We start from the raw sequence: 18508 nt of genomic DNA on the forward strand, positions 1-18508 counted from the left end.
CTGATGGCCCGGGATAATTACAGACATGTGCAAAAACAGTACTTCGAAAAGTGGAAGTCAAACGTGCTAGTAGTGTTGGCGGTCGAGGCTCGTTGGAAACAAAACCGTCAGATGTTCGTAGATACGTTGTGGTACAACTATCACTATTATTTCACGTGTCTCTGTTGTGGTGCCAAAATTCCCTGTTGCTAAAGGGCGAGAAAGTCGTCTGAAATAGTGGTCGTACTTTTTTGTTGGAAGTGCACATTCAATCAACGGAGATTGTAGATGAAAGAGACACTCATGACAAGTCCAATCATTTTTGAAACATTCCTGGCGCCCACCTGGTACAAGCTGTATCAGTACATGACAGAATACGTGGAGCGTTCACTTGGTGTCCCGACCTTTCTGCTGAATGGAGAGGCTTTGGAGGACTTCGCTGATGCCTATACGGATGTCGGTTTTCTGACTCCGCTTGCCTATATACAATTGCTGAATCAGAAGCCGTGTCCGGTTGAGCTGATTGTGGCTCCTATCTCACTCGGAGACGTGCAACTGGGTGACGCCCCTCCGGTATTTTTTGATATCGTCGTGCGCAAAGAGAGCCATATTGTCTCTGCCAGCGAGCTTGATGATTGCATCTGGTCCTATTATTCGGGCCTGCCTCATGCGGAGGATCAAGCGCTCTACGAGCAATGCCTGCCGTCGGTGAGCGTCAAGCTAATGATCGAGGCGCAGACGCAAGCGCAAGCGCTCCGCCAGGTCCTGGATGGTGTTGCCGACGCGACCGCTATCGACGCTCATATGCTCGATCTGGTCTATCGTAACAGCCCACATATGGCAGAACAGTTGCGTGTCGTAAGCGCCTATTGCCCCTCAACGGGACCGCTTGTCGTCGTTGCGGCGCATCTGGGGGCCAACGTCAAACGCAGGATTCAGGACGCCTTCCTGACCATGCATCAAGATGCCTTCTTTGCCCAGCGCTTGCGCGAAGGCTCAATTGATCACTTTATTCCAGTCACCAACGGGCATTATCAAAGCATGAGCGAGCATTATCGCAAGGCGCAGGCCCAGATCCGTCGCGTCGAAAAAGCCTACGCCTGAAGATCCGACCCATGTCGAGCGCAGCGAAGACATCGTAGCGTCGCACGCTCGCGTGCGATGTCCCACTCGATCGTACGACCAGGCACGCCAGCGTCGCTCGCTGAAATCGTGCTGTCTCGTACGATCGAGTGGGACATCGCGCCCGAGGGCGCGACGCTACTGCTGGGCATGGCGGACATGTGTATTGATGGTTGCCGATATTGAGAGGATAATCATGACGGCGGTGCAGCAGATGATGGTGTTGGTGACGCCTACAGTTTGGAGCAGCCAACCGGTCAAAGCTACGCCGAGCGGCTGACCACCGAAGGCCAGCAGCCGAAAAACGCTATTCACGCGCCCTTGCAGCATATCGGGTATTAGAGCGCTACGATAGCTGAACTGCACGACATTGTAGGCGGGTCCAGCAATGAAGGCCGTCAGGGAAGCAATCCCCAAAAAGATCACGTTTGGCACGATCAGTGTGAACGCCAGGCTGGCCGCAGAGATCCAGCATGCGGCGATGATCACTTGTCCGAAGCTGAAGCGTCGCTGAATATACGGCGCAGCGATCGATCCTGCGATAGCCCCTACGCCTCCAATCGCGAAGATGATCCCGATTACCGAGGAAGAGGCGTGCATGCTCTGGGCCAGGAGGATAATGATCAGCGTGTAGCCCGCGAAGACGAGATTGAATCCCCCGGTGAGGACTGCCATGAAACGAATCAGTGGCTGCTGCCAGAGCCAGGATAATCCTTCCCAGATCTCGATGTGCAGTTGACGGGATGCCACGACACGCCTCTCTTGAAAACGTGTTTTAATGAAGAAGAGCGAGATGACCGAAGAGGTATATGAGAGCGCATCGACTAAGAAGGGGAGAAAACCGCCCAGAGCGAAGAGGAAGCCGCCCAGTGAAGGTCCGATAAGCGCCGTGACGCCTTCGGAGGCTTGATTCTGTGCCGTGGCGGCTGGCAGCTGGGCTCGCGTGACGACGCGTGGGAGGCAGGCGACTTCAGCGACGTTGAAGAAGACAAAGAGTGTACCCTCTAGCAGTGCGACTATGTAGAGCTGCATGAGGGTTAAGTGATTCAATCCCACCGCCAGGGGAATACTTCCCAGCGCCAGAGCGCGTCCAATATCGCACAGGATCATGACGAGCTTGCGATCCCAGCGATCGATCAACGCTCCGGCGGGCAGGCTAAAGATCAGATAAGGGAGAGCGCGTAGTGCTCCCACCAGTCCGGCCTGAACCGGAGAATGTGTCAGGGCCAGGATCAAGAGAGGGAAGGCCAGCTGCGAGACCTGACTTCCGGTGGAGGAGACGAGTTGTCCGCTCCATAAAAGGAGATAATCCAGGTTGCGCCAGAGCGATGGCGTCGAAACTGCTGATTGATCTTGTTTCACATCTTGTGAATTCATATAGTCTCTCCATATGCATTGATGTTAACTTAGCGATCATAGGTTTCATCAATTGGTGCTGTATCATCCTCAGAAGCCGATCCAGTGCCCTGGAGATAGTCAGGGGCGATAAACATACCCAGCACAACGCTATAGACTTTTCCCGAGGATGCAGGCTCTTCGTGGATAAGCTCCTCCATTAACGACCTGGCACGCTGGCTATAGTATTCGGCTCGTTCCGCCGTCAGACGTGGATGCAGCAAGGTCATCTCGGCGATGGGATCTTCCTCCACGCCCATTTGTGTATCGCTCAACTCATCCCGAGCATGAGTCAGCATGCGCAGGCTGAAGATGTCAGTGGGATCATCGCCGCGGATCTCGCGTGGAAAATCAAATTGGAAGATGCGTGCCGTGCGCGTATAGTAGTTGGCCACTGTCCCGCGGATAAAGCGTCGTGCGACGACCTTCGCCAATCCAGCCGCCTCCAGCAGATGCAAATGATGCCCGATCGCTCCAGGAGTAGAGCCGAGCCTGTCCGCAATCTGCTTGGCCGTCGCTGGCTGCTGCTGGATTAAGCCTAAAATACGTGAACGTGTTTCATCGCTGACCGCTTTGAATTCCGGCATCGTGGTCAGAGTCCGCTTTGCCGGTAGCTCAGGCATCTCAACTGGGATCGCCTCAGCCAGGATCGGCACCGCTTCAAGATTGTAATCGCTTCTATCGTCGCTCATGCATCTTTCTCCTTTGAACAATTATCCGCCTGCAACTGTAAGCCTTCAATTAAAATAGTATATGCTAATAATTTAGCATAGTCATGGCAGCGTGTCAAATCCCAGGAAGAAGCGTTGTAGAATAATATATTGAGTGCGTCTACATGTATAGGAGGTGTTATATGAAGGTTAATCCCAAAGAACTAATAGCCCAACTTATCTTTCTTTTTGTCGTCTTCAGCCTGCTTTTATTCGTTCCCGCCGGGACCATCTTCTGGCTGGCAGGATGGATTTTTCAAGCGTTGTTCTTTACATTTGTCCTGGTGATTACACTCTGGCTCTTTCGCAACAATCCAGGCTTGTTGCGCGAACGCCTGACCATGTCCCGAGCGGACCAAAAGACCTGGGATAAAATGTTTTTTCCCCTGATAAACCTTGCCTTCTTATTCTGGATGATTTTGATGCCTCTCGATGCGGTGCGCTTTCGTTGGTCATACGTGCCCCTCTGGGTTCAAATTGTGGGGGCACTAATGCTGGTGACTTCATTTTGCTTGTTTTTTTTCACCTTTCGGGCCAACTCGTATCTCTCGCCAATGGTGCGTATCCAGGAGGATCGAGGTCATACCGTCGTTTCTACAGGACCCTATCATTACGTTCGCCATCCTATGTATGCCGCCATTCTCCTCTTTGTGCCCGGGACCACGCTCCTGCTCGGTTCCTGGTATGGCTTGCTGGGGGGAGTGATCCTGATTACCGTGATGGCGAGTCGGGCAGTGATGGAGGAAAACACCTTAAAGCAGGAATTACCGGGTTATGATGCTTATATGCAGCAGGTCAGATATCGCCTCGTGCCCCATATCTGGTAAAGCTCTCTCGTAAATATTCCTGGCTTATCATTGAAGCCGCCCGATGCTGTCAACCATGCAGCTTCTGTGATAAAAACTGGAGAGACAATAGCGGCAAAAAAGATCGGCTACCCACATCTGCAACGATAAAATGCAGATGTGGGTAGCCGATCTCTCCATGCGTTTGCACTCAAGTGCTGATACCTGATCTCCTAAAGGAGATTGAGTGGTTTGCCGCTCGTGCGTGGCGTCTGGACAGGTTCCTTGGAGACCGTATAACCGGCCTCATCCAGGACCTCTTCGATTTGAGCCATCGAGATCTGGCTGGCATCATAGCGTAGATGCACAGACTTTGTCGGGATTGCCGTCGAGACAGCCTCTACTCCGGGTAAAGCTCCCAGAGCCCCATCGATTGTCTTCACGCAATGAGCACAGCTCACGTCAGGAACAGAAAGCTCCACATCTTGTACATTTGCCATAAACTTTTCCCTCTCATAAATCACGCAGATCCCTACCCGTAGGGGAGGGGTATATATATCAGCACTATAGCACATATTTTGGAAGTAGTGCAACCAGGATCATAGAGCTATCACCACTCAAGCACCGATTCCATGATCTCCAGATGAATCCAGTGAGCGGCGTAAGAACGGAATGGTACCTGCATCTTCATCCCAAACTTATGGATGGCATACATGAGACCTCTGTTACCTGCTTCGAGCAGTTTTCCCACATCTTTTCCGGATGCGAGATACTCTTTTGTGATGGAAAGGACCAGTTGCTGGCTTGCCATGAACAGTTGAAAATAGGCGATTCTACCATCCTCAACGATCCGGCTATCTGGACTTTCGTGCAGGTATTCTGCACGCTTCTTTTCCTTTTCACCCTGCATTGTCAGATGAGCAAGGTGACGCTCTTCTTCCGGGTCGAGTGCAGAGTACAACCTGCTAAGATTTTCCTGCAAGATCAAAGCACTCTCATTTGTCTGCTCATCACTTGATAGTTTTTGTTCAGATCTCCTTTCGACCCCTAGCGATTGCAGCATCCCATATGTTATCCCATACTCGCTTTCCATACTCTGCAAGGCGTGCAGGATATGCTGGGGACTGATTGCTTCTCCGCTCTCTTGTGCCATCTCACTTGCCTCCGCAAGGATGTGTTGTGTCTGTGGGGTGAGAGGGTTTCCCGCTTTAGCGTCGCCTTGATCAGTTCCTACCAGGAAGATTAATCCTGCTCGCACATGTTCATACGTTGTTCCCTGCTCAAGCAAAGCTGCGGCAGCACTTTTCTCAGCCAGGATTCCTAGCAAAAGGTGCTCGGTTCCAATATAGTGATGCCTCAAAGAGAGCGCTTCTTCTTTTGCCAACTCAAGTACACGTTGCCCCTCTTTCGTATAGATAAGATCTTTTGCATTCATTTGAGAATGTGTCCTTTCATTCGTTTCAATGCGCGCAGCCTGGCGTAGGGCACGCAGCTGTACCACCCGCACATGACCAGTATGTAAGCCCAATGCCTGACCAATTTCTGCCGCAGTATAGCCCTGGATGTAGCGTAAGAGCAGTACTTCGCGCTCACGTGCTGGCAATAAAGAGAGCAGGTGTTGTACTCGCGTCACCGCTTGCTTATTCTCTACATGCTTAAAAGGGACAACGAGACAGTCTTCTATCCTCTCAAGAGAAAGAGAGACGTATTTCAATTGCGCTTGCCAATAGTCGGCAAGCGTACTACGAGCGGTGGCGTAGAGCCAGCTCCGAACCTGTTGCCTACCCCGATCTTCGAGCAACCAGCGAAATGCTTTCAGAAAGACGATACTGGCCAAATCGTCTGCGACCTCATACTGTCCCACCTTATTGAAGAGAAAAGTATGAATCCTGGGATAGTGCTCACGAAAGATGCTTTCCATGAGTGCACGTCGCTGTTTATCCTCTTCTGAGAAGGATGCTTCCATGGCTGTTTCGTATTTCCTCCCTACTCTGTATTCATCATTACATAGAAACGGTCTGGCGTTACAAGCTCTCCTGGGATTTTTCTTTCTATAAACATCAATGACCGCATCGCCTCCCCTTCACGCTTGCCAGAATGACACGTTTGTGGCGTAGTATAATTGGCAGTGATGTCGCTGTTTGCCATAAATTAAGAGGTTGCTATGAAAATTGTGATACCTGACGATTATCAAGATGCGGTGCGCCACCTGGATAGCTTTTCAAAGCTCGCAGATGAGCAAGTGGTGATTTATAACGATACTGTGCAGGATACCGATACGCTGGTAGAGCGCTTTCGGGATGCGGATGCGCTGGTTCTGATCCGCGAGCGTACCAGGATTACTGAGGAGTTGCTGGCTCGCCTGCCTGATCTGAAGGTGATCAGCCAGACAGGAATGGGCGTTGCTCATATCGACGTCGCCGCCTGTACGCGTCATGGAGTCGCGATCACGGTGGGAGCAGGAGCCTCCGGCTCGACCGCAGAACTGACCTGGGGCTTAGTCCTGGCGGCGCTGCGCCACATTCCGCAGGAGGTCGAACGGATGAAGGCGGGTCGCTGGCAGGGCTCGCTGGGAGTCGCTTTGCGCGGGCGCACGTTAGGTATCTTTGGCTACGGGCGCATTGGGACGCTGGTAGCTGGCTATGGACGCGCTTTTGCGATGAATGTCCTGGTCTGGGGACGCGAGGGTTCGCTTGATCGCGCTCGTGCCGATGGCTTTACCGCAGCTCGTAGCAAGCAAGAGCTTTTTCAGGAGTCTGACGTGCTCTGTCTGCATATAAAAATGAGCGAAGAGACGCGGAACTTGATCACAGAAGCAGATTTGGCTCAGATGAAGCCGACTTCATTGTTGGTGAACACGAGCCGCGCTGGCTTGATTGTCCCTGGAGCGCTCGAAGCCGCGCTCCGAGCCGGTCGTCCGGGCTTCGCGGCCGTCGATGTCTATGAAACGGAGCCCGTTGTTGACCATCCCTTGCTCCACATGGACAATGTGCTCTGTACGCCACATCTGGGCTATGTCGAGCAAGACAACTATGAACTTTATTTCGGCGCAGCTTTCGATCTCGTATTAGCCTTTAAAGCCGGCAAACCGGAGCAGATCATTAATCCCCAGGCACTTGAGCGTTAGCCAAAAAAAGCAGATAGTGTGCAAGTGAATTGATACTACCTTGACACGAGCATAGGTTCTCAGTATCCTTAATAGTGAATGCATTCATTTACTTGCACTAGGTGGCTTTTTTGAAAAGAAAAGCAGAATAGGGAAGCCGGTGTGAATCCGGCGCAGTCGCGCTACTGTAACTGGCAAGGAAACTCTTCGCCTCCACCATCAGGAGGAGATTAGAGCCACTGTTCTCAGTGAGAATGGGAAGGCGAGAAGGGGAGTACGGCGGCCAGAAGTCAGGAGACCTGCCTGGTGAGGAAATAGCTCACGATCCTTCGCGTTAAAGGAACGAGATGCACCCGAGAGGAGTATGCTATCGCTCTCTCTTCGGCATGCCCTTTTGCTGTCCACACGCGCATACTCTCTGAGCAAACCCTCCCACTCCTCTTTCTTCATCTTGTGTCCTATTGCCGTAATGCGTGTGCTTATTAATATCCTTCATGAGCTATTTTTCACAGAAAGAGGAGTACTATGTCTAAAACTTACGAACCATCCCTCGAACTTGCCCATCCAATCAGAGACTGGGCGATTCTCGGCGGCACGCTAGGATTAGGCCTGCTGGCTTTATATCTGGTCGGTTTCGATCAGGGATTTCTGCTCTCGTTTTTTCAGGGCAACGCGGCCTATCAGGTAAACATGATTCATGAGCTTATTCATGATAGTCGGCATGTTGCAGCGTTTCCCTGTCACTAGAGGAGCCAGTATCCTATGCATCAGAGACCTTCACCCACGGCCATTGTTGCCCTGACCTTGTTGTCTGGCGTCATCGCTGGATTACTTGCTGCTTGCTTCCATTATTTTGCGACCGAGCCGGTATTGCAGCAAGCCATCAACCTGGAAACGGCGCATAAGATCGCGCTTGGTCAACTTGATCCAGAAGTATTCACGCGCCCGGAGCAACGCGCAGGACTATTTCTGGGCTATATCCTGTATGGTATCGGCTGGGGATCGTTCTTTGGGATCATCTGCTGGTTTGCGTTTGGACAGGAACGTCTGAGCGGAGCCAAAAAAGTATCCTGGAAATGGTTCTTCACCTTGCTCTTTATTTGTTATTGGACATTTTGTTTGTTTCCTCAACTCAAGTATCCAGCGAACCCGCCAGGAGTGGGGGATGCAACCACCATCGATGTCCGGCAAACCCTGTATCTTGCAGGGATTGCTTTATCTATCATCGGGACTGCCCTGGCATTCTTGTTGTATCGCTCTCTACAGAGGCGTGAAGAGCGAGGAGATATCTCCAGACGCACCCGCTTGCTGATCGTTCTTCTGGCCTATGGGATCTATGCAGTCATCTTTATGCTGGCTATGCCGGTCTACCCGATTACTGTCTCGATCTCCATGGGACTCGTTATGACGTTTCGCGTGCTCTCGGCGTTGGGAGTCGCTCTCTTCTGGTTTTTGCTGGGCGGACTTTTGTTGCTTTTCTGGCGGCGTAGAGTACAGCATCTGGCACAATAAACCTTTAAGTAGCGGCCGGCCGGACACAAGCATATGGCTCCACTGAAGAGACCACGGCGCTACTACACTGTCAAGGATCATCGTACCAATGGAGCATTGGAGACAGGCATCCCAATGGGGTGAGACGCTCACCGACGTAGCGGCACGGCGGAGCCGTGCCGTCTGTGACTCGTACGACTACGCTCCACATGGGGTTCCATCGAGATAACCTCCCCACGGTGGGACGTTTTCGTGCGTCCAGTGACAGCACGGCGGAGCCGCGCCGCTACGTCGGCTGGCCTGGACGCCTGGTTCAAGGGGTTTATCCGTCGTAGCTAAGCCGACGCTGCTCGTCGGGTGTGCTACTTAAAACGGCGCAGGCGCAGCGAGTTGGTGATGACAGTCACTGATGAGAGTGCCATGGCGGCGGCAGCGAAGATCGGTGCCTGTGCCTTCAGGAACGGGATGAGCGGCGAGAGGATGGCGACCGGTATCAAGATGACGTTATAGGCGAAGGCCCAGAAGAGGTTTTGCTTGATGATCCGCATCGTCGCTCTAGAGAGCGCTAAGGCGGTGGCGATGCTCTTCAGGTTGCCTTTGACTAACGTGATGTCGGCTGCCTCGATAGCGATATCGGTACCGGTGCCCATCGCGATCCCCGCATCGGCCTGTACCAGAGCAACGGCATCGTTGATACCATCTCCGGCGAACGCGACCACAATCCCCTGCTCCTGCAAGCGCTTGATCTGTTGGCTTTTATCCTCTGGACGCACTTCGGATAGGATGTGCTCGGGGGCGATATTGACCTGTTGCGCGATGGCTGCGGCGGTATGTCGATTATCGCCAGTAATCATCCAGACCTGTATGCCCTGCTCCTGGAGGTGCTTGATCGCTTCGGCCGAGCCTACCTTAATGGTATCTGCGACCGCGACAACGGCCACGGCGATGCCATCGATGGCGGCCAGCATGGTTGTCTTCCCTTCGCGCTCGAACGCTTGCATGGACTCTTCGAGGGACGTGAACGAGATGGCTCTTTCGCTGAGCAGCAGACGTGTCCCGACCAGGACTTGATGTCCCTGGATGGTTGCTTCGACGCCGCGTCCTACCAATGCTGTAAAGTGTTGGGGTGTGGCATTCAATGCCAGGCCGCGAGCCTTTGCTCCCTCAACGATCGCGCTGGCCAGCGGATGCTCAGAGCCCAGCTCTGCCTCGGCGATCAAGGGGAGTACATCGTCGATCTGACGCTCTGGCAGCACAGCGATATCTGTCAGCGCGGGCTTGCCGGCTGTGATGGTCCCTGTCTTGTCGAGCAGGACGGCGCGTACGGCCTGGATGCGTTCCAGACTTTCTCCTCCTTTGATCAGGATACCTTTTTCTGCTCCTTTGCCGGTGCCAACCATGATGGCTGTTGGAGTTGCCAGTCCAAGTGCGCACGGACAGGCGACGATGAGGACGGCTATTGCGGCGACCAGGGCAGTAATCCAGGGATTGCTGCTGGCCATCTGAGACATGTCAGACATATGGGCCGTCTGCACGCCTGTGACGAGGTTGCCAATCAGTGCCCAGGCAATAAAGGTGAGGGCGGCGATGACTAAAACGGCAGGAACAAAGATGCCTGCGATCTTGTCCGCGAGGCGCTGGATGGGAGCTTTTGATCCTTGAGCCTGTTCGACCATGCGGATGATGTTGGAGAGTACCGTATCCGCGCCGACTCTGGTGGCACGCATATGCAGCAGTCCATGCTGATTAATGGTGGCTCCGATCAGCAACTCGCCCTCGCTCTTCTCGACCGGGATGCTCTCGCCAGTGATCATCGACTCATCGATTGAAGAATGACCGGAAAGCACCTGACCATCCACTGGAATCTTCTCGCCAGGACGCACAACCAGCTCGTCGCCGGAGCGTACCTGCTCAATGGGTAGATCGCTCTCCTGTCCCCGACGGATAACATGTGCCAGGCGAGGCTGCAAATCGATCAGCTTCTTGATCGCGTCATTGGTCTGACTTTTGGCTCGTAGTTCCAGATACTTGCCCAGATAAATTAAGGTGATAATCAATGCTGCGGTATCATAGAAGGTGACGCCTCCCACGACCTGCGGGAAAAAGGTCGCAACTGCGCTCATCAGATAAGCAGCCGTTGAGCCGGCGGAGACCAGCGTATCCATCGTCGCCGCCCCATGCTTCAAGGTCTTCCAGGCGCTGCGATGGAACTCTCCCCCGACGATGGCCCAGACGGGCGTGGTCAGGACCAATAAAAGGATATTCTCACCCGGAAAGCGATCCATGAAGAACATGCTCAGGATCAGGATTGGCAATGAGAGCACGATTCCCAGCAGCAAGAGTGTCTGCTTGCGCTTTAATTCGCTCTGCTTACGCTGTTGACGCTCATCCTCCTGCGTGGTCGCTGTTTGTGGCACGCTAGCGATGGGTGCAGCGAAACTCTCGTCGTTATCCGTAGTGGTCTCGACGGCCATTGCAGCCGTGGGCGTCACTTGAGATAACGGAATAGCTTTATAGCCAATCGCATCCACCTTTTGCATCATCTGCTCCGGGCCGGCCTGTTCGGGATCATAGGTCACGGTCGCTTTCTCGCTTGCCAGGTTCACCTGAGCGTCTGCAACGCCGGGAACCTTTTTGAGTCCTTTTTCGATCCGCATCGCGCATGAGGCACAGGTCATGCCCTCAATCGCAAACACTGCCTGCTGGCTCGTTGCTTCGGTAGGTATATCTATCGTCTGCTTGATGGGGTGTCCGGCTTCAGTAGCCATGAGCATCACCTTTCATCTTAACGTAAAATGATCTAAAGATTACATCCCTACCCCCCTGGGAGGGGTATATCTGGATTATAGCGCCGTTCTCCGCGCTTGTCAATCGCCGAGCGAAGCGAGACATGTCCCACTTGACGTACGAAACAGCAGCATCTCGGCGCACCACGCTGGCTTGCCTGATCGTACGAGGTACTGGGACATCGCACGCGAGCGTGCGACGCTACTGCTCTGTCAAAACACAGAAGGACGTTGCGTGGCAAAGGAGGATGGCCCCTTGAACCAGGCGCTCAGGCTCGCCGACGTAGCGGCGCGGCTCCGCCGTGCTGTCACTAGACGTACGACACCGTCCCACGTGCTGATGGAAGCAACGCAGACGAGACGATCCACGGTGGGAAGATCCCGCAATGGAACCCCATGGGGAGCGTGGTCGTACGAGTCACAGACAGCACGGCGGAGCCGCGCCGCTACGTCGGTGAGCCTCTCACTCCATCGCCTTCTGGAGCTGTTTTGGACACACATCACCGATACCGCATCGGCGCGATGACCGTTGACCGAGTACTACGATGTCTTTGCTGCGCTCGACTGAAAAAGCGAAGCGTGAAGGGCTACTAGACAGTATATACATACAGAGGATGTTGGAGTTACGCAACATCCTCTATTCTAGAATCTGGATATAGTGCGATGCTTGTGCTATGCTACGTGAAGCAAGCGGCTATGGCACGACTCTAAGCTGTGAGGTGCTTCGTCAGAGTCCTGGCCATATCTGAATTGAGGAGAAGTTGTAGATGTCAGAGATTTCTAAGCAGACAGTATCGGCTGAGCGCGTGCCAAGCGGTATTGCCGGGTTTGATCAGTTGTTGCGAGGAGGTTTTTTTAAGGGCGAGACATATCTCTTGATGGGTCCCCCGGGAGCCGGAAAGACTATTTTCGGCAATCAGATCTGTTTCAACCATGTGGCGAACGGAAATCGTCGTGCGATCTATATGACATTGCTCGCCGAGACGCATAGTCGTATGCTCACGCATATGGAATCCTTTGCATTCTATACGCCAGAACCTCTTGCGAATCAGCTCTCCTATATCAGCGGCTACTCCACGCTTGATCAGCAGGGACTTGATGCGCTGGTGACACTTATCCGTAAGGAAGTTCGTCGTCAGCATGCGACGCTACTGGTGATTGATGGGACGATTACGATTGAGCAAAATGCAGCTACTCTGCGCGAGCGTAAGGATTTCTTGCATGCTCTGAGCGTGATCAATGAGGCGGTTGGCTGTACGACCCTCTTGCTGATGCAGTTTGATCGCGAGATCTATGATCAGCCAGAGCATACCATGGTTGATGGCTTATTTCAGCTCACCACCCGCCCGAACGATATGCGCTCAACGCGTGAGATCCAGGTGCGCAAGTTTCGTGGTAGTAAATTTTTGGAAGGTCGTCATTTATACGCCATCGACAAAAACGGCTTTGTGGTTCATCCGCGCACAGAAGAGTCCTTAAAAGTGCGCAAATTGCCTTTGCCGTCCACCTTGACCTCAGTCGCCTCGGCAGCCAAATTTGGCTTCGGGCTTCCTCGCCTGGATGAGATGATGAATGGTGGGGTGTCGATGGGAAATTCGACGATGGTGATGGGAGCCCCAGGGACCGGGAAAACCTTACTGGGCCTGCATTTCCTCTATCAGGGAGTCCGCGAGGGGCAACAGGGACTTTACTTTGGTTTTTCGGAGACGCCGGCCCAGTTAAAACTACGCATGACTCAACTCCTGCGGCATCCTCGGGTGGTCTCTCAAAATGAACAGGCTCCAGGCCGTGATGGAGCGCAGGCGTCTTTGCAAGCGGACAGCCCAATCGCAGGAGAAAGTGTGGAAAAGCTTCTCGCCAGCGACCTGTTGGAGATGCTCTGGCAACCGCCAACGGAAGATATCATCGATGTGCTGGCTGAGCGGCTACTTGCGACGGTTGAAGAACGCGGAGTCAAGCGACTCTTTATCGATGGCCTGGCCGGCTTTCAGAATACAACGGCATCACCTGAGCGTCTCGCTGGCTTTTTATCTGCTATCTTTACCGCATTACGTACATTAGATGTGACAACGATCTGGGCTGTCGAGCTGGCAGATCTTTTTTCTGCGGATATTGTGATGCCCGATCTGGTCAGCAAAATGGCGGCTCAAGTTGAAAATATCGTTTTTTTACGCCATGTCGAGTTGTATTCGCAGCTGTATCGTTTAATCTCGATCATGAAGATGCGTCAAAGCGGCTATGATCCATCCATTCGAGAATTTCGCATTACCGATTATGGTCTGGATATCGCTTCGACCTTTAAGAGTGCAGAATCTATCTTAACCGGTATTGCTCGTCCACGCGAGTCACCGCCAGTGTCGTCCTTCGAGATTAGTCGCGCCTCCTCTCAGGAGGAGCAACTATGACCACGATCTTAGTCGTTGATGATGAGTTTTCCATTATTGAGGTCTTACGCGATGTCTTACGCGATGAGGGCTATGATGTGATCACGGCTAATAACGGGCAGGAGGGCTGGACCTGTATCGAGAAGAAGCGTCCCGATCTGGTCCTGTGCGACGTCATGATGCCTATTCTTGATGGTCGTGAATTGTGTCGTCGCATGACGGTTCATCCCCGTTATCGTTCGATCCCTCTCATTTTTATGACCGCCGTGCATAAATCGTTTAATCAGGTGGAATGTAATTACGTTGCTACTATCGCCAAACCATTTGATATCGATGAAGTCCTCAGTTTAGTGGCTAGATATGTTTCCCCGAAACGTACCTTATAAAGAATAAAGAGAAGAGGTCAAAGCAAGACTTTGGCCTCTTCTCCGTTTGTGTCTCTGCTCAATTTCTGGCAGTCTCAGCGCATGAGACCTTGAGCACACGGCTTTTTGTGCTTATGGATGCGTCCATGATGTGGTGCTGGTATCATATTGGAGCCCACTCTTTTGATAGGTGAAAGAGTATTGGAGCACCTGTCCTGATGTGATACCGCTGACCGTATATTCCCAACGAGCCGTACTACTGTTGTAGGTCGTGTAGAGATTCTGCTGCGAGCCGCCAGCCACGGTGTAGTGCACGATGACGTAACCGGCTGTATAGCCACAGGGCTTGAACCAGGTCAGAGCGGTCGATGAGCTTGCACTGGTGACGCCCGAGGTATAGCTACCGGTGGTGCAGCCCGAGGTAGGTGTCGGGGTTGGTGTGCTTGGTTTAGGGGTAGGTGTGGGCGTAGCGCCGCCCGTAGAGCCACCGGACGTAAACACATGCACATAATTGATCAGCATTGGAACGCCGGAGCTTGTCGAGGCGGTAGCACTCCCCGGCCAACTGCCTCCCATCGCGACGTTCAGGATAATAAAGAAGCTATGATGAACTGCGTTGGCCCATGTGGTTGCATCCATGCCAGCGTTATTGGAAGAAACTTGCCAGAATTGCACGCCATCCAGATACCAGCGGATCTGCTCGGGCGAGGTGCTGCGGTCAACCTCAACACGATAGGTGTGAAAGCCAGCCTGGCAGGTTGTCCCGGTGCAAGGGGTATGGCCTCCGAGTCCTGAGGTCTCGTTACATGGACCACCGGGATTCACACCACAGTGCAGTGTTCCGTATTCCATGTTGGTGCCATTGACGTTTTCCATCGCGTCAACTTCACCGACGATCGGCCAGTTGGTATAGTTGCCTCGGAACGATGAGCCCAGAGCCCAGAAGGCGGGCCAGTAGCCTTGAGCGGCTGCGCCGGTCACATTGGGCATCTGGATGGAGGCCTCGATCGCCATCTCGCCACCGGCTGGGGCTGAGAAACTGCTATTCTGTGTCTCAATGCGGCCGGATGTCCAGCTGCCGTTGGCGGCGCGGATGGGTTTGATGGCGAGATGTCCATTACCATCCTGATAGACATTGGCAGTGCTATTAGTATTTGTCTCGACCTCACCCGTGCCCCAGTTGGCGGCTCCGCCTGGATAACTGGTTCCCGTGTCATAGAGCCAGTTCGCTGAGCTTGGGGCTGTGCCCGAGGTTCCGCTGAAGTCATCGCCCCAGACCTGCGTCCAGGATGCGGCATGTGCATTCTGTGCCGAGCTGAAGACGGTGAAATTCAAAACTGCCATCGCCAGTGATGCTAAAACTGTCAGTGAGACGACCAGAAGGGGAAGTCGTCGCATCTTGCGTCGGGAATTGTCTGCTTGATCATTATGAGAAAATATCCTCATCGATACTCCTTTTTCGCCTGAATACTATTTTTCGTCACGTACTACAAAAAGCCTCTTTTGTTTCGAGATAAAGTAGTGTACTGTCAAAGGTCATCGCACTGATGTCGCATTGGAGACGCACATCCCAATGGGGTGAGACGCTCACCGACGTAGCGGCGCGGCTCCGCCGTGCTGTCTGTGACTCGTACGACCACGCTCCTCATGAAGTTCCACTGCAGATTGTCTCGTTGGCGTTGCTTTCAGATGCAGGTGGGACGTGTTCGTACGTCCAGTGACAGCACGGCGGAGCTGCGCCGCTACGTCTGCTGGCTTGTCACCTCACGGTTTCACGGATCTGTTTTGGATACATATCTCCTCTGCTACCAAGGCGTATGACCTTTGGCAGAGTAGTAGCAGTCCATTGCTTCATGAGAGAACAATCATGAAATTGTCGCATCATCCTTTCTTATAATTGCCTATGCGTATCGAAAGTAATTTATCTATCAATGCAGAAATTGCATAACAACTTCTACGCGAAAACTGTCTCTCTTTTTATCCAAGCATCCTGGTAAGCAGGATCTGACGACAAGCCGTCATGACAACTATACGAATAGACTATGCCAGTATCATGAACATTTTCTGTATAGCAAAAGGTTTCAAAGAACGTCCTTCGCTGAATGAACAGCGTCTTCTCAACTTTGGTGTATCAATGTCAGGTCAGCATAGATAACGGTCGGTAGGCACCACTCGATGCCCGCACGATCAGTTTGGTTGGCAGTTGAATGCGTTCAAATGTGCTTGTCTCGGAGTCCCGAGCGGCACGTTGACGTGGATAGGTCATCTGTCGGTCTTTGGTGGTGAGATGGTCTGGATCAAGTTTGGTGAGAAGCATCTCGATCGCGGTGCGCCCGATCTCGAAGAAGGGCTGCTGGATAGTGGTCAATGCTGGCTTGATATGCGAGGATAACAGATTATCATCGAAGCCGACGAGCGAGATATCTTCGGGGATGCGTATCCCTTGCTGCTCTGCCACCTCCATGATGCCGTAGGCCATCTGATCGTTTCCAGCGAAGATTGCGCTCGGCCAGACGGATCGATCACGTGCAAAGAGCTCTTGGGCGCATTGTCGTCCACTGGCAATATCGAAACTCCCCTGGAGCAGCAGTGTTGGATCGGGAGTGATATCAGCTTCTTGTAGCGCCTGGCAGTATCCCTGATAACGCTCGGTGACGCAGCAATAGGATTGGGGTCCCTGCATATATGCGATACGTGTGTGTCCCAGATCCAGGAGGTGGCGCGTCGCCTGATACGCTCCTGAAGCGTTATCGATCCCGACCCAGGGGACATACATTGGCTCCTCCTGGTCATCGATCATCGCCAGCGGCAGCCCCTGATGGAAGCGCTCGATTAGATGATGCGAAAGTTCGCCGGGAAAGATTGCCAACAGACCAGCGACCATCCGCATGGCCAGAATGTTATCGAGGACATCGACGTGATTACGCTCAAAGCTCACGCTATAGAGAACGATCTCGTAACTGGTATCCTCAATGTAACGTGCCACGCCGCGCAAGATCTCCGGCACCGCCGGCCAGGTCATCGGAGGAGTAAGTACACCGAGCAAACGAGTCCTGCCGCCAGCCAGGCCTGTCGCGGTAACATTGGGAACAAAGCTATGCTCCTGTATCACCCGCTGGACACGTTCGCGCAGCGCCGGATCAACAGATGGATTCCCGTTGAGTACCCTGGAGGCAGTCGCCTTGGAGACTCCCGCCAGTCGAGCAATATCCTGGATTGTCAGCTTTCCTTGCATCGTATGCTTCCAACTTCCTTGCACTACCAATACAACATAGTGCTGGTATGAAAAAGAACTTCAGGAACCGCGATACACGTAGATGTACCCCTTAATCATAGTCCAACTTTAAACTAGAAACCGGTTTCTGTCAAGCGCATCGCGTATCTCCACACAAAAGTCCCACATAGTTGTGAGATGTGCTATCCTAGAAGAGGTTGCTCCTGATAAGCAGTCGTTTTTGGTTATAAGCAGGAGGTAATTTCAATGGATCAGATATCCGGCAATACGGTACAAATTACGCATATTGGAGGGCCGACGGCTCTGCTTGAGATTGGTCAATTTCGTATTCTGACCGATCCGACCTTTGATCCGCCAGGGAACAGCTATCCTTCGGGGAAAAATACGCTGGTCAAGACGGCCGGTCCGGCGCTTGAGAGCTCTGCGGTGGGGGCGGTGGATCTGGTCCTGCTGAGCCATGATAATCATCCCGATAATCTGGATACAACTGGTCGCGCCTATCTGGCGCAGGCTACGCGTGTGCTGACGACCCCGGTGGGCGCTGAGCGTCTGGGCGGGACGACGCAGGGGGTGGCGATGTGGGAGACAGTCGATTTGACGGCAGAGGATGGCTCGCACGTCCGCGTGACGGCGACGCCCGCTCTACACGGTCCATCTGAGTTGAGGCAGGTTGGCGAGGTGAATGGATGGATCGTTGAATGGGATGGCCAACAGCGCGGAGCGCTCTACATCTCGGGTGATACGGTGCTCTTTGAGCAGTTAGATGAGATCATTAAGCGCTATCGGATTGGTATTGCGCTGCTGCACTTTGGAGCGGCCCAGGTAGAGGCCTATGGGCCTGTCCTGCTGACCTTTGATGGTGTTGAGGGCGCAAGCTTTGCGAAGACGCTTGGAGAGGCGACGGTTATCCCCATCCACTACGAAGGCTGGGCGCACTTCTCCGAAGGGCTTGATGAGGTGGAGCAGTCTTTCGCGGCTGCAGGATTAGCAGAACATTTGCGCGTTTTGCCACTGGGTCAGCCTACATCCATCGATGCTTGAGGGGACTTATCGTGGTCCTGTCTGTGACGCATCGTCAAGAAGGAATAGCTCTGGTCAGTGCTGGAGCTATTCCTTTCTTATTTATATATCCTGTAGCGGCCTGGTGTAG

19 protein-coding genes and 1 riboswitch are annotated in these 18508 nt (G+C 53.1%); of the genes, 11 read left to right on the top strand and 8 right to left on the bottom strand.

Annotated elements, in window-relative coordinates; all coding sequences use genetic code 11:
* Positions 1–282: 282 nt before the first annotated feature.
* Positions 283–1083, top strand: a complete 801-nt coding sequence (locus AC27N8_RS32135; RefSeq protein ID WP_487073220.1) for a phosphate/phosphite/phosphonate ABC transporter substrate-binding protein — start codon at positions 283–285, stop codon at positions 1081–1083.
* On the opposite strand, the gene AC27N8_RS32140 is transcribed toward AC27N8_RS32135, so the two are convergent.
* The 3 genes from AC27N8_RS32140 to AC27N8_RS32150 are packed head-to-tail and all read right to left on the bottom strand — an operon-like array spanning position 1074 to position 3188.
* Positions 1074–1262, bottom strand: a complete 189-nt coding sequence (locus AC27N8_RS32140) for a hypothetical protein (RefSeq protein ID WP_487073222.1) — start codon at positions 1260–1262, stop codon at positions 1074–1076. The genes AC27N8_RS32135 and AC27N8_RS32140 overlap by 10 nt on opposite strands.
* Positions 1240–2478, bottom strand: a complete 1239-nt coding sequence (locus tag AC27N8_RS32145; protein WP_487073224.1) for an MFS transporter — start codon at positions 2476–2478, stop codon at positions 1240–1242. The genes AC27N8_RS32140 and AC27N8_RS32145 overlap by 23 nt, the downstream gene beginning before the upstream one ends.
* Before the next feature lie 29 nt (positions 2479–2507).
* Positions 2508–3188: an ArsR/SmtB family transcription factor gene (locus AC27N8_RS32150; RefSeq protein WP_487073226.1), complete on the bottom strand. Its 681-nt coding sequence runs from the start codon at positions 3186–3188 to the stop codon at positions 2508–2510.
* Positions 3189–3349: 161 nt separating this feature from the next.
* Between AC27N8_RS32150 and AC27N8_RS32155 the strand changes: the two genes are divergently transcribed.
* Entirely contained in the window at positions 3350–4033 is a 684-nt protein-coding gene (locus AC27N8_RS32155; RefSeq protein ID WP_487073228.1) for a methyltransferase family protein, read from the top strand.
* A gap of 191 nt (positions 4034–4224) precedes the next feature.
* Here the strand turns inward: AC27N8_RS32155 and AC27N8_RS32160 are convergent, their stop codons facing one another.
* Positions 4225–4491: a heavy-metal-associated domain-containing protein gene (locus AC27N8_RS32160; protein ID WP_487073230.1), complete on the bottom strand. Its 267-nt coding sequence runs from the start codon at positions 4489–4491 to the stop codon at positions 4225–4227.
* Positions 4492–4601: 110 nt separating this feature from the next.
* Positions 4602–5957: a sigma-70 family RNA polymerase sigma factor gene (locus AC27N8_RS32165; protein WP_487073232.1), complete on the bottom strand. Its 1356-nt coding sequence runs from the start codon at positions 5955–5957 to the stop codon at positions 4602–4604.
* A 198-nt stretch (positions 5958–6155) separates the two neighbouring features.
* On the opposite strand from AC27N8_RS32165, the gene AC27N8_RS32170 reads away from it, so the two are divergent.
* The 4 genes from AC27N8_RS32170 to AC27N8_RS32185 all read left to right on the top strand — a co-directional run bounded on the left by AC27N8_RS32170 (position 6156) and on the right by AC27N8_RS32185 (position 8923).
* Positions 6156–7118: a D-2-hydroxyacid dehydrogenase family protein gene (locus AC27N8_RS32170; RefSeq protein WP_487073234.1), complete on the top strand. Its 963-nt coding sequence runs from the start codon at positions 6156–6158 to the stop codon at positions 7116–7118.
* Positions 7119–7200: 82 nt separating this feature from the next.
* A riboswitch (cobalamin riboswitch) is annotated at positions 7201–7418 on the top strand.
* Positions 7419–7622: 204 nt separating this feature from the next.
* Entirely contained in the window at positions 7623–7844 is a 222-nt protein-coding gene (locus AC27N8_RS32175; protein WP_487073236.1) for a CbtB domain-containing protein, read from the top strand.
* Positions 7845–7859: 15 nt separating this feature from the next.
* A complete protein-coding gene (locus AC27N8_RS32180; RefSeq protein WP_487073238.1) occupies positions 7860–8609 on the top strand; it encodes a CbtA family protein in 750 nt (249 codons plus the stop codon).
* A 164-nt stretch (positions 8610–8773) separates the two neighbouring features.
* Complete coding sequence (locus tag AC27N8_RS32185; protein WP_487073240.1) at positions 8774–8923, top strand: hypothetical protein; 150 nt, start codon at positions 8774–8776, stop codon at positions 8921–8923.
* Positions 8924–8950: 27 nt separating this feature from the next.
* On the opposite strand, the gene AC27N8_RS32190 is transcribed toward AC27N8_RS32185, so the two are convergent.
* On the bottom strand, positions 8951–11356 hold the full coding sequence (locus AC27N8_RS32190) for a heavy metal translocating P-type ATPase (RefSeq protein ID WP_487073242.1): 2406 nt from the start codon (positions 11354–11356) through the stop codon (positions 8951–8953).
* 253 nt (positions 11357–11609) lie between these two features.
* Between AC27N8_RS32190 and AC27N8_RS32195 the strand changes: the two genes are divergently transcribed.
* The 3 genes from AC27N8_RS32195 (at position 11610) to AC27N8_RS32205 (ending at position 14144) form a co-directional block, all read left to right on the top strand.
* The gene (locus tag AC27N8_RS32195) at positions 11610–11900 is read left to right on the top strand and encodes a hypothetical protein (RefSeq protein WP_487073244.1); all 291 of its coding nucleotides are present in this window, start codon (positions 11610–11612) and stop codon (positions 11898–11900) included.
* Positions 11901–12141: 241 nt separating this feature from the next.
* The gene (locus AC27N8_RS32200) at positions 12142–13779 is read left to right on the top strand and encodes an ATPase domain-containing protein (protein WP_487073246.1); all 1638 of its coding nucleotides are present in this window, start codon (positions 12142–12144) and stop codon (positions 13777–13779) included.
* A complete protein-coding gene (locus AC27N8_RS32205) occupies positions 13776–14144 on the top strand; it encodes a response regulator (protein ID WP_487073248.1) in 369 nt (122 codons plus the stop codon). The genes AC27N8_RS32200 and AC27N8_RS32205 overlap by 4 nt, the downstream gene beginning before the upstream one ends.
* 111 nt (positions 14145–14255) lie before the next feature.
* On the opposite strand, the gene AC27N8_RS32210 is transcribed toward AC27N8_RS32205, so the two are convergent.
* Positions 14256–15569, bottom strand: a complete 1314-nt coding sequence (locus tag AC27N8_RS32210) for a glycoside hydrolase family 16 protein (protein ID WP_487073250.1) — start codon at positions 15567–15569, stop codon at positions 14256–14258.
* A gap of 101 nt (positions 15570–15670) precedes the next feature.
* Between AC27N8_RS32210 and AC27N8_RS32215 the strand changes: the two genes are divergently transcribed.
* Entirely contained in the window at positions 15671–15844 is a 174-nt protein-coding gene (locus AC27N8_RS32215; protein WP_487073252.1) for a hypothetical protein, read from the top strand.
* A gap of 416 nt (positions 15845–16260) precedes the next feature.
* On the opposite strand, the gene AC27N8_RS32220 is transcribed toward AC27N8_RS32215, so the two are convergent.
* Positions 16261–17358 carry a LacI family DNA-binding transcriptional regulator gene (locus AC27N8_RS32220; protein ID WP_487073254.1) on the bottom strand — a complete coding sequence of 366 codons (1098 nt, stop codon included), beginning with the start codon at positions 17356–17358 and terminating at the stop codon, positions 16261–16263.
* A 246-nt stretch (positions 17359–17604) separates the two neighbouring features.
* Between AC27N8_RS32220 and AC27N8_RS32225 the strand changes: the two genes are divergently transcribed.
* Positions 17605–18399, top strand: coding sequence for an MBL fold metallo-hydrolase (locus AC27N8_RS32225; protein ID WP_487073256.1), 795 nt, complete (start codon positions 17605–17607; stop codon positions 18397–18399).
* The last annotated feature ends 109 nt before the right edge of the window (positions 18400–18508 follow it).

The organism is Dictyobacter sp. Z7_2, from assembly GCF_057551105.1.

Bases quoted from the DNA above. Each gene is read 5' to 3' on its own strand.
- AC27N8_RS32135 (WP_487073220.1), top strand. From the start codon at position 283: ATGACAAGTCCAATCATTTTTGAAACATTCCTGGCGCCCACCTGGTAC.
- AC27N8_RS32200 (WP_487073246.1), top strand. From the start codon at position 12,142: ATGTCAGAGATTTCTAAGCAGACAGTATCGGCTGAGCGCGTGCCAAGC.
- AC27N8_RS32225 (WP_487073256.1), top strand. From the start codon at position 17,605: ATGGATCAGATATCCGGCAATACGGTACAAATTACGCATATTGGAGGG.
- AC27N8_RS32165 (WP_487073232.1), bottom strand. From the start codon at position 5,957: ATGGAAGCATCCTTCTCAGAAGAGGATAAACAGCGACGTGCACTCATG.
- AC27N8_RS32155 (WP_487073228.1), top strand. From the start codon at position 3,350: ATGAAGGTTAATCCCAAAGAACTAATAGCCCAACTTATCTTTCTTTTT.
- AC27N8_RS32220 (WP_487073254.1), bottom strand. From the start codon at position 17,358: ATGCAAGGAAAGCTGACAATCCAGGATATTGCTCGACTGGCGGGAGTC.
- AC27N8_RS32210 (WP_487073250.1), bottom strand. From the start codon at position 15,569: ATGAGGATATTTTCTCATAATGATCAAGCAGACAATTCCCGACGCAAG.
- AC27N8_RS32205 (WP_487073248.1), top strand. From the start codon at position 13,776: ATGACCACGATCTTAGTCGTTGATGATGAGTTTTCCATTATTGAGGTC.
- AC27N8_RS32160 (WP_487073230.1), bottom strand. From the start codon at position 4,491: ATGGCAAATGTACAAGATGTGGAGCTTTCTGTTCCTGACGTGAGCTGT.
- AC27N8_RS32215 (WP_487073252.1), top strand. From the start codon at position 15,671: ATGTCGCATTGGAGACGCACATCCCAATGGGGTGAGACGCTCACCGAC.
- AC27N8_RS32180 (WP_487073238.1), top strand. From the start codon at position 7,860: ATGCATCAGAGACCTTCACCCACGGCCATTGTTGCCCTGACCTTGTTG.
- AC27N8_RS32170 (WP_487073234.1), top strand. From the start codon at position 6,156: ATGAAAATTGTGATACCTGACGATTATCAAGATGCGGTGCGCCACCTG.
- AC27N8_RS32145 (WP_487073224.1), bottom strand. From the start codon at position 2,478: ATGAATTCACAAGATGTGAAACAAGATCAATCAGCAGTTTCGACGCCA.
- AC27N8_RS32140 (WP_487073222.1), bottom strand. From the start codon at position 1,262: ATGTCCGCCATGCCCAGCAGTAGCGTCGCGCCCTCGGGCGCGATGTCC.
- AC27N8_RS32190 (WP_487073242.1), bottom strand. From the start codon at position 11,356: ATGGCTACTGAAGCCGGACACCCCATCAAGCAGACGATAGATATACCT.
- AC27N8_RS32175 (WP_487073236.1), top strand. From the start codon at position 7,623: ATGTCTAAAACTTACGAACCATCCCTCGAACTTGCCCATCCAATCAGA.
- AC27N8_RS32150 (WP_487073226.1), bottom strand. From the start codon at position 3,188: ATGAGCGACGATAGAAGCGATTACAATCTTGAAGCGGTGCCGATCCTG.